Source organism: Priestia sp. SB1 (assembly GCF_038898415.1).
The window spans coordinates 1-9,250 of the sequence record NZ_JBBJSS010000027.1; the positions used below are offsets into that span (position 1 = coordinate 1).

The window sequence follows — 9,250 nt, forward strand, 5'->3', positions numbered from 1 at the left end:
ATTAAAAAAGAGAACCCTTGGGAGGCAAAGGTTCTCAAAAGGGTCCTCTTTATCGATTATGCAGCTTTTTATACATCTTTGACGCGTAAGGGTTTCATACTAGGGCATAACCCAAACGAATGAATAAAAAGCGCACCTTTTATTCATATGCTTCGTACCCCAAAAATAGCATTTGATACCATAATATGCTACACTACGGGTCAGACTATTTTTACAAATTTCAACGTAGCAAAAGAGCAACCTCTAGTCCACTGCAGAGGTTGCTCTTTTATTTTGTATATATAGCAACACATTAAAAGTAATAGTTATATTGAAAAATATGTTATGATTCTCTCATCGTTCGTACTCGGATACGTATGAATGAACCCTTACATGAAGAAACCTCGCTTGCCAATGCCGAGGTTTCTTCTTTTATTTTAAAACTTGTCATACAAATTTCAGTTTTTATCTTTACAACTAAAAAAGTTTGTGATATATTTCACATATAAAGATATCCATGACGAACCAGAACACTCTAGATGTAATATAAAAAAGCTATTTCAGTCCGATGCCAATACGATTGAAATAGCTTTTTTTATATGACTTTAACTATGTTTACTAACCAGAAAAACCATAGTTATAAGCATTCAACAGTAAATAAACATCATAACCAGCTACCACTGCAAAAGCGATAAGTAAGATTGTCATTTTCATTTTACTCAACTTCATATCTCCTTTTTACCGTTCTAAGTCTTGATCCTTCTGTTTTGATGGTTTTCCAATCCCACGCACATATTGAAAAAATGAAATCTGTTTCATCTTCTCCACATTCTGATCAATCCAATTTAAAGCTTTTTCCTTCCAGGCTTTCAATGTTTTATTCTCTTCTTTTAGTTCACGAACCTGCCTATTTGCTTTATCGAGATCTTCTTTTGGCACATAATCCTTTATATAACCAAGACTCATCTTCGTTAAGCTCTCATTCACTTCATTTACTTGTACAAGCTCTTTTTTCGTTTTCTCATGTTTCTGCTTCTCAATTGTCAAATTATCGCTTAGAGAGCCTATATGAGCCTCATATTGCGTATCTAGTTCTCTCTTAACCTCATCTTTGAGCTTTTCCTTTTGTTCAGCTGAGAAGTCACGCACAAGCTTCTGGCGCATTTGTTTCTTCGCCTTTTCCACTTGGCCGTCTTGATCCGCCACATATACCTCTAATTCTTGCCTTGTCTCATCCAAATCATTCTTCAGTGTCTTGTTCTCTTTTTCATAGCGATCAAGCTCATGGCTCAACGCATGAGTACGCTCATGCTCGGCCGCCAATGTTTGCTGGAGCTCTTTTGTGAGACTCATAAGCTCATGAAAATCTGATTCTTCCACTTTCACTTTGGAACCCATGACACTCTTGGCCGCCTCTACTTCAAGAGGTTGACTACATAACTCTTCAATCCGTCTCTCGCTGCGTATCTCAACGGGTGGTGCTGCTTTCAACTCGACTAAATTGTCCATCTGTTGAAGCTCTTTTTCCTTGTGAGCCACTAGTTGTTGCAGATGCTTTAGCTCTTTTTCACGTTCTTGTTTCTTAAACTCATGCACACTCTTATGCTGCAGCTCGCTCGGCTCGCCACGCTCAATGTCATACCCACGTTTGTTCATGTAGTTATGAAAGTCATCTTGAATTCTACGAATCTTGGTTTTACCGTGAAAAAACTCTTTCGCCGCCAAGCGCCGATCATCCGTGATTGGGACAAAACCCACGTGCATATGTGGCGTGGCTTCATCGTTATGTACCACGGCGTATAAAATGTTCTGTTGGCCATACTTACCCGCTATATGGTCCAGTGATGCTTCAAAATATTTGCGCTGCTCGTCTTGCGACATCGCATGCATATACTCCGGACTAGCCGATACAAAGAACTCTGCCACCAGGACTGCATCATTCCGAATTTTTCGTTTCACACGGGTGGCCGTCATCTTCTTAATTTCTTCATGGTACTTAATTTTGTCCTCGTTCACAAAGTCATAGTTGAGCATCGTTCTGGTTGAATCGATGTCTTTATTTTTACTGTTCTCGCCTTCTCGTTGGTTGTGTTTCTGGATCCCCAATATTGCGTCTTTGTGGAACTTTTGCATGCGGATAATCCCATATTTGGCCATCCCTCAATCCCCCATTTTGACCACTGTACTTGGGTTTAGCATACCACAACTTTAGATTTGGTGTAACGCACTACACCAATTTTTCATCTTCGATCAAATTGAGAGCGCGCTCTACGAGGTGGCGGTCGGTGTTCCTCCCTGTGTTTGGCTTCGCCAAAATGAAAAAAGACATCCTCAACGGATGCCGTTTTTCATGAAGACCGTGGACGCTGTCCACCACCTGCCAAAGGGAAGCCCCTTTGGAATGGCTTCTACAAACACCCCCAACCCCCTCAAACTTTGAGGGGGCTCCCTCGCCGTTTGGCGTCAAACAAACGGGTTTGTTTGAGTGCCAAGAGGGTCTGGGTTTTGTGAATCTATCAACTCCTTAAATTCTCGACCTCACGGTCTTGCGATTTACCGTTGACAGATGCGCCATGTGGCTTTTTTCTTTCTATGTACTCTTTACTAAATTGAAATAAATACAAAAGCACTTCTCTACAGAACAGGACTAATAAATATTTCTTTTTACTCAACTTCACTAGTGAAACAATCTTTAACTTCTTTAAAAACGATAACAATAAATAAACAAAAGACATATGTAGTACAAAATTATACGTAATATATGACCATATATTACCAAAAGAAAGCTTCAATATCCAAAGCGTAGTAGGGAAAAACAATCCCCAAGCCCATGTGTCTTCTTCACTAATTTTAGGATGAACACTTTCGTTAAAACGCCACCACTTTCTTTTTTTTGCAATTTTATGTGTTATTTTCGTAACAAGTACAGTGAATAAAGTAGCTGGAAGATACTTTTGAAAATCACGACGTCCTAAGAAAAGAAGACTTGACCAAGAAAGAAGAACCATCATTATTAAAATCAATCTGGATTTTTTCATATATGCACCTCTTTATTAAAGTGCACACTTTACTTTAAATCTTGCATTAACACATAAATGTTTATAACAAAAGCCACCCACTGCGTAGCATTATAAGGCGGCCTTCAGTAATTTTCATTCATTAACTTATTAGTGTGTCTCATGATATGTCACCATTTTTTCCGTGTCACACTCTGACATGTTAAATCTGTCAAACGTTGCTATTACTGCATTTACAGCGCGATTTGGCGACATATCATCCTACTTAATTCTTTCCCTTAATTTCAGTATCATTAGCAAACGTAACGTTCTCTTTTACAAATTGAAAACCGTATAAAAGTAACGATTTTACAAAAAATATAATCATCACTTGAGATCTGCTTAATCTCACATAAGAAAAGACCCCTAACTTTTTCAGAAAATCTGAAAAAGGAAAAATAAAAAACAAATCCGTAAAGAAATTAACAATTAGATATTTAAAGAAATGACCGTACGTATATTTTAAAATCCATATGGATCCAACAAAATATTGGCCCCATAAAAGTGGTGTTTCGCCTCGAGCTTTTGGAAACAATCGTTCATAGAACCACCACCATTTTCTTTTTTCAGCGATGTAACTTTCTAATCGAATTGATAAAGTTATAAATAAACTAGCTGCAAAAAATCGTTTGATTGATTTTTTGCCTATAAAAGGGACACTAAGCCAAGGTACAAGCATGATAACCCACAACCAAATCTTTGGATGTTTTGTCACTCTAATAAGCCTCCTATTTAATAAATCATACTTAATGTCTCCTTAGAAAATACAAAATATTAATAGCCAGTTATATTTCTGTTCTGTCGTTAGCTTGTGGTGGCTTTTCGAGCCATCCTTTTTTAATCATGAGATTTCCCCACATTGTAGAGACTTTTATATCTCCAAGAATTGCTTCTTCACAACGGCCTATTATATCTATTCTCATACTTGTTGCCATAGCATTTGAATAATAAGTCATTCCTAAATTAAACATAAAACCCGCGTGAAATAATAGTAAGCGATTAGAAAAAGGCAACGTCTTAGAATTAGTGACTTCTTTATCTAGCAAGCTTGGCGTATGTAGATTTTCTCCATGTAGGATCGATGAAAAGATATCAATATGCTTGTTTAGCACTTTTAGTCCCTTTTCCATAAAGCTTCTGACTGGTTTATCTGTAGCTACTTGCTGAAAACCAAGAAGCAAACCTTTGGCTACAATACTTTTTCTTAAGTTACTATAGATATTCCCAGCTTCCATCGAGTTCAAGGGCCTCGTTTTCCCTATGATGTCCATTGCATATTCTACACTATCGATTAGTTCACTTTGTTTAGATACAAAGAAATAAGGGTCTTTTTCATAAAGTCCCTTGGCCGTCAAAACATCGACAGATTTGTTATAAACATTCATCGCATCATTGATACATTGAACATAAAAGTTTCTAATATCTCTTCTACTTGCTCCACTAAGAGATAACGTGTGGCCGGAGAGGCCATGGGTAGTCATATCGTGTATGTAATGTAACCAGAATGTATCTGTAAATAACGCTTGAGCTTTGGGATTTACGTCTTTATCAGTAAATCCTGTAGGTAAAGGAACTTTCTCTTGTTTTAAGATTTGCTTTACAAACTTTAAATGTTGAGTAGATAGCTCTAGACAATAATTAAAGAGAGAAGCAACGTCTGGATCCTTCGTTGTTTTAGCTACGTATTTACTAATGCAAATAGCCATGGTCTCCCTGATATATTGAACCCACAGACTTGTGACTTCCGAAGAGGTCAATCTATTATCACTTTTCTTATTCATATCGTTTACCTCCGTAGCAACTAAACCATATCACTTAGTTTGTCCTGGAAGCATCTATTTATGAAAAGAAGCGTATCGGCTGCCGCTTCTCACCCAATACGCTCACTTAAACACAGATCGTAACAACTTGGCCGCCATAACAAATAAAGCAAAAGGATATCCTTTTGCTTGTTAAATACTTATCATTTACTTACATATGGTCGGTTGATCAACCGATAGAATAGGCTGTTCAACCTTGGCACTTGTCACTTGTTCTTGAACAAAGATCCATATAGCAATGTTTATGACGACGGCCATCAGTAGAAAACTTCTATTTTTGTTAATAAAGGTTTCCCCCTTTAAGTCATAGTCACAGCAAAGGCCGCCCATTATGCATCATCCTATAAGGCGGCCTTCATTGTATGTATGCTACATGTATATTCCCATATTCATGACAATATCTTTAAAAACTCGATTCTGACTGGCCGCGCACAAAAATAAATGAAAACAGGAGAATAAGAGAAAAACTTCTCTATAGCTACATGATTACTAACGTAATCAAATGTATCTATAGAAAAGTGTCTTGAAAATTACGTCCAACTAACGTTTATTGTTTGAAACAGATAACAAAGACCACTGTAATAAGCTTCAAAAGAGCATATCATGTAAGGCATGGCTTACTACATAAAAGAAGGCACCTTAAAGGTGCCTTTTTTCAATAAATCTTCTCTTATATCGTATAAAAAACATTGTATATACTGTTCATCGTACAGGAACTTATATTGTTGTAATAACCTCAGAATCAATCGTATATTACATTTTTTCCTTCTTCACTTAACTTTTTTAGAGATGTAAGCATATGATTTATTTCTTCATCCGAGTGTCTTTCCCATGAACCTAATTCGGCCACTATTTTCAAGGGAGATTTAGATCTATAAGAACGTGTTGGGTTTCCAGGAAACTTTTTATCAGTTAAATTTGGATCATTTTCGAACTCACCTAATGGTTCTACAACATAAATTCTCTCTTTTGAATTAGATCTTGCTAATTCAGCACCCCATTTAGCAGCGTTTAATGTTCCAGTAAAATAGATATGGTTAGATTTTTTATCCTGGTAATTAGATAAATACAACGGCTCAAGCAGATCTCCAATCTTTAGTTCTGCTTTAGTACCATGAAAAAACGGACCAGGATCTAAGACATTTTTCTTGTCATTCATATAGCCACACCCTTTACACTTTTTGACTTGCGTATAACAGTATAAGGCTGGATATAAGTGAAAAAACAGTCTATAAATAATTTTTAAATAAGGTTATAATTAAAGTAGAGATTAAGATGTGATCGGAAACAAACCACCTAAATAAAAAAAGGACTGCTAATTAGTTAGCAGTCCTTTTTATTTCCAAAACTCCCACCACTTCTTTTTTTCCTGAGCAGCAGCAAGTTGCTTTCTTGTTTCTTGAATTTCACGTATATGACTCATGCTTTGCTGATCCATACGTTCTACTAGCTTTTTATTGAATTCCATCTGTTCTTGTAATTGCTTTTTTATTTCTTCAATACTTTGAGCCATATCATCAATCTTATCTTTGAACTCATGGGCCTGAACGGCCATCTGTGCAGGTTGCATGGGGGGCGTTCCTTGCCGTGCACCATAGCGCTCAACAACTTCTAAAGATGCTACTTCTTTGGTTTTTCTTTGAACTTTTACTATCTGTTTAAATAGTTGTAAAGCTTTTAAGTCATGTTTAGTGAAAGCCCGACTATCGTTCTCGCCTTTAACAAACTTATAACCTGTGGCCTCTAATTGAATACACCACTTTCTTAAAGTACTATCTGACACCTCCAGTTTCTTTGCAACTTCACTAGTCCAATAAGCTGGCTCTTGGCCAAGCTTTGCATCTGACATGCCGTTCCCTCCCGTGCACGCATAGTTATATAAATAGTTATACTTTTCATCTAAAATGTCCTTTAAAGAATAACAAAGAACGCCCCCATGCACATCATTTTTCTGCTTGCACGGGGGGCATTCAACCCCATGCAAGCACTGATATATCAACATTTATAGGCTGTTCTATTTTATTAAATCATATCTATATTAAAAACAGATGCACGCCCCCCGTGCATGCTACTCACTCTAATTTTGAGTTATAACTTTACCCGTGCAACCCCCGTTCGTTTTGGGGTGGCGTGCTGGCTAGGGGTTCGGGGACTAGTCCCCGTTTGTGTAATCTAATTTCAGCAAAATTACCAACTATGGACGTCTGCTCTGGCGGTTCGGCAGGTATAATGGCCGTCACAAGCCGATCATCTTAAACTTCGTTTTGGGTATGTTCGGCTTGGCGATATAACCAGTCCTGGCGAAATTTGAAATGCAAGGAGAAAAGAGTGGAGATTTTTTAAGTGGTTTTCTTAAAAAATACTACTCGGACCTTGTATGGAAAATAGCTATTCCAGTTTATTTTTTCTAACGAAAAAAATATAAAAAGACTCTTGCAATTCTATCAGCGAATTGCTATTTAATAAGAGAGTGAGAGGAACAATATAAAAAAAAGGTTATAAATCCAGTAATACCAACGGATTTGGGATTTTTCATAGTTATCGAAATCGATAACTTTAGTTATCGATTTCGATAACTATGAAAAACAAGAAAATAAAAAATCCGTAGTTATCGAAATCGATAACTACGGAAAGATTAAAATAAACGTTCAGGTAATTTTTTTAATGCTTTAGGGGTCTTTCTAAACATCGTTTGTAAGGTTTCGTTGATATTATCACGATCTCCACAATAAATAATATGAGGATTTATATAAAGTGCATACATCCTGGCATTTACATCATCTTTTCCACTTTCTGCTTTAGACATAATTCCTTTATCTATTAATTGCTTAACAAGTCTACTTACAGTAGGTTTACTAGAACCTAGTTTTTGAGCTAAATCACTTTGGCTCAAGGGAACTGGAGATTTTTTATTAATATCATCCACTAAACAATTTGAACGAAAACCTATATAAGGGATAACTCTATTTAAAAACTTATATTCTTCAGTTTTTAAATAATCAATTTCAAACAAGTAACCCCAGTTAGGCTGAATAATTTGAGCGAATTTTGCTTTGTTTTTAATTTTTTTTTCAGGGACTAATTTCATTTTCCCCGCATTTGCTTTAGCTTGCAGTTGATTTGCTAAATCCAATTCCTCTTGTGATAAGACCTGTGAATTTTCAATATCTCTTAATCTAGCTTTTCTTTCAGCTGCTTCTAATGCTTTTTCCAACTTTAATTCCTCCATTTTTTTGTGGAAGGAACTAACCTTATTGTGTTAGAATACATTTATAAAGTTATGTAGTTGAAGGTTAATTCCTTCTTAATATTTTGTAGAAAAAGTCCTCGGAGTCCTCGAAAACTTGAGGGCTTTTTCTTATGTCTAATTTTCTACCAAATCCTACATTTTTGCAAACCCTATTTGTAAAACAAACAAGAAAACTCACTTACAATGTAGATGAGTTTTTAATCTAGTAATCCTTTTTCTTTAAATACTTTCCTCAAAGCTTCATTCACCAATTCAGATTTATAACTCTTAGGAACTCGATCAATAATACTTAAAACGTCGTCATCGAAATAGAACCCTCGATATACCCTTTTAGAACGATCTTTTGGATTTTGCAACAAGATATCAATTGCATCTACTTTACTAGCATCAGTACTAGCTTTTAAAAAGCTAGTACTAATACTTTCACTTTCATTTATATTACTAATACTAGCTGCTACTTCGCTAGTAGCTAGCTTGTGTTCCGCTGGCATTTTACTGTTTTTAGAAATAAGGGTACTGAAATCAACGTCTATAGGCTCTAATTCTTCTCCAACATAACGATAAATACTTTCCTTACTGTCCCATTCATAACCTAATTTCTTAATCTTTGATTGAATGGTACGAGTACTTACATCATATCGATCAGCTAATTCTTTAATGGTGATTTCTTTCATCATAATTCCATTTAACATCTTTTTTACGAGCATCATACTAGCCCCCATTTTCGTTTTAAGAGTATAGTACTAGTATTCAAATCCAACATGATATTTCCTGCTATTACTTCACTATAAAACGAATAATACAGGTCAACATGAGCAAACTACTCAAGATACGTTACGTATCACTTTTAATACCTTGATACGTTACTGAAAAAACTCCTGGCCGACGACAGGAGTTTTTTCTCTTTTTATGCAATGATTAATTTTTTTACATATTGAGCAAACTACCCAAGATGCTGTGAAGCATCCTCTCATAGAACCCATTTGCATAACATCCAAGTAACAGAAAAAACTCCTGGCCAATGACAGGAGTTTTTTCTGTTTTTACGCTGTATACGGTATACAAGGTTAGTTAACATAATGTCTCTTTCCGGAACACATTAAAAAAGAGAACCCTTGGGAGGCAAAGGTTCTCAAAAGGGTCCT

8 protein-coding genes are annotated in these 9,250 nt (G+C 36.1%); all 8 read right to left on the reverse strand.

Translation table 11 applies throughout. The annotated features are described in order from the left end of the window. Positions 1–717: 717 nt before the first annotated feature. Positions 718–2,136 (reverse strand): MobV family relaxase, encoded by a 1,419-nt coding sequence (gene mobV / locus WKH56_RS34795; protein ID WP_080968689.1) that lies wholly within the window; start codon positions 2,134–2,136, stop codon positions 718–720. Positions 2,137–2,495: 359 nt separating this feature from the next. Further along, positions 2,496–3,017 (reverse strand): hypothetical protein, encoded by a 522-nt coding sequence (locus WKH56_RS34800; protein ID WP_053074102.1) that lies wholly within the window; start codon positions 3,015–3,017, stop codon positions 2,496–2,498. Between the two features lie 244 nt (positions 3,018–3,261). After that, a complete protein-coding gene (locus WKH56_RS34805) occupies positions 3,262–3,750 on the reverse strand; it encodes a hypothetical protein (RefSeq protein WP_053074101.1) in 489 nt (162 codons plus the stop codon). Positions 3,751–3,820: 70 nt separating this feature from the next. Next, a complete protein-coding gene (locus tag WKH56_RS34810) occupies positions 3,821–4,816 on the reverse strand; it encodes a DUF3231 family protein (protein ID WP_048022281.1) in 996 nt (331 codons plus the stop codon). A 781-nt stretch (positions 4,817–5,597) separates the two neighbouring features. Next, positions 5,598–6,014, reverse strand: a complete 417-nt coding sequence (arr, locus tag WKH56_RS34815) for an NAD(+)--rifampin ADP-ribosyltransferase (RefSeq protein ID WP_045295607.1) — start codon at positions 6,012–6,014, stop codon at positions 5,598–5,600. A 177-nt stretch (positions 6,015–6,191) separates the two neighbouring features. Further along, the gene (locus WKH56_RS34820) at positions 6,192–6,704 is read right to left on the reverse strand and encodes a DUF3967 domain-containing protein (RefSeq protein ID WP_048022277.1); all 513 of its coding nucleotides are present in this window, start codon (positions 6,702–6,704) and stop codon (positions 6,192–6,194) included. Between the two features lie 786 nt (positions 6,705–7,490). Then, on the reverse strand, positions 7,491–8,069 hold the full coding sequence (locus tag WKH56_RS34825; protein WP_230683561.1) for a MarR family transcriptional regulator: 579 nt from the start codon (positions 8,067–8,069) through the stop codon (positions 7,491–7,493). 233 nt (positions 8,070–8,302) lie between these two features. Continuing rightward, positions 8,303–8,815, reverse strand: coding sequence for a helix-turn-helix domain-containing protein (locus tag WKH56_RS34830; protein WP_260505867.1), 513 nt, complete (start codon positions 8,813–8,815; stop codon positions 8,303–8,305). Between the last annotated feature and the right edge of the window lie 435 nt (positions 8,816–9,250).

Bases quoted from the DNA above. Each gene is read 5' to 3' on its own strand.
- mobV (WP_080968689.1), bottom strand. From the start codon at position 2,136: ATGGCCAAATATGGGATTATCCGCATGCAAAAGTTCCACAAAGACGCA.
- WKH56_RS34800 (WP_053074102.1), bottom strand. From the start codon at position 3,017: ATGAAAAAATCCAGATTGATTTTAATAATGATGGTTCTTCTTTCTTGG.
- WKH56_RS34810 (WP_048022281.1), bottom strand. From the start codon at position 4,816: ATGAATAAGAAAAGTGATAATAGATTGACCTCTTCGGAAGTCACAAGT.
- arr (WP_045295607.1), bottom strand. From the start codon at position 6,014: ATGAATGACAAGAAAAATGTCTTAGATCCTGGTCCGTTTTTTCATGGT.
- WKH56_RS34820 (WP_048022277.1), bottom strand. From the start codon at position 6,704: ATGTCAGATGCAAAGCTTGGCCAAGAGCCAGCTTATTGGACTAGTGAA.
- WKH56_RS34830 (WP_260505867.1), bottom strand. From the start codon at position 8,815: ATGATGCTCGTAAAAAAGATGTTAAATGGAATTATGATGAAAGAAATC.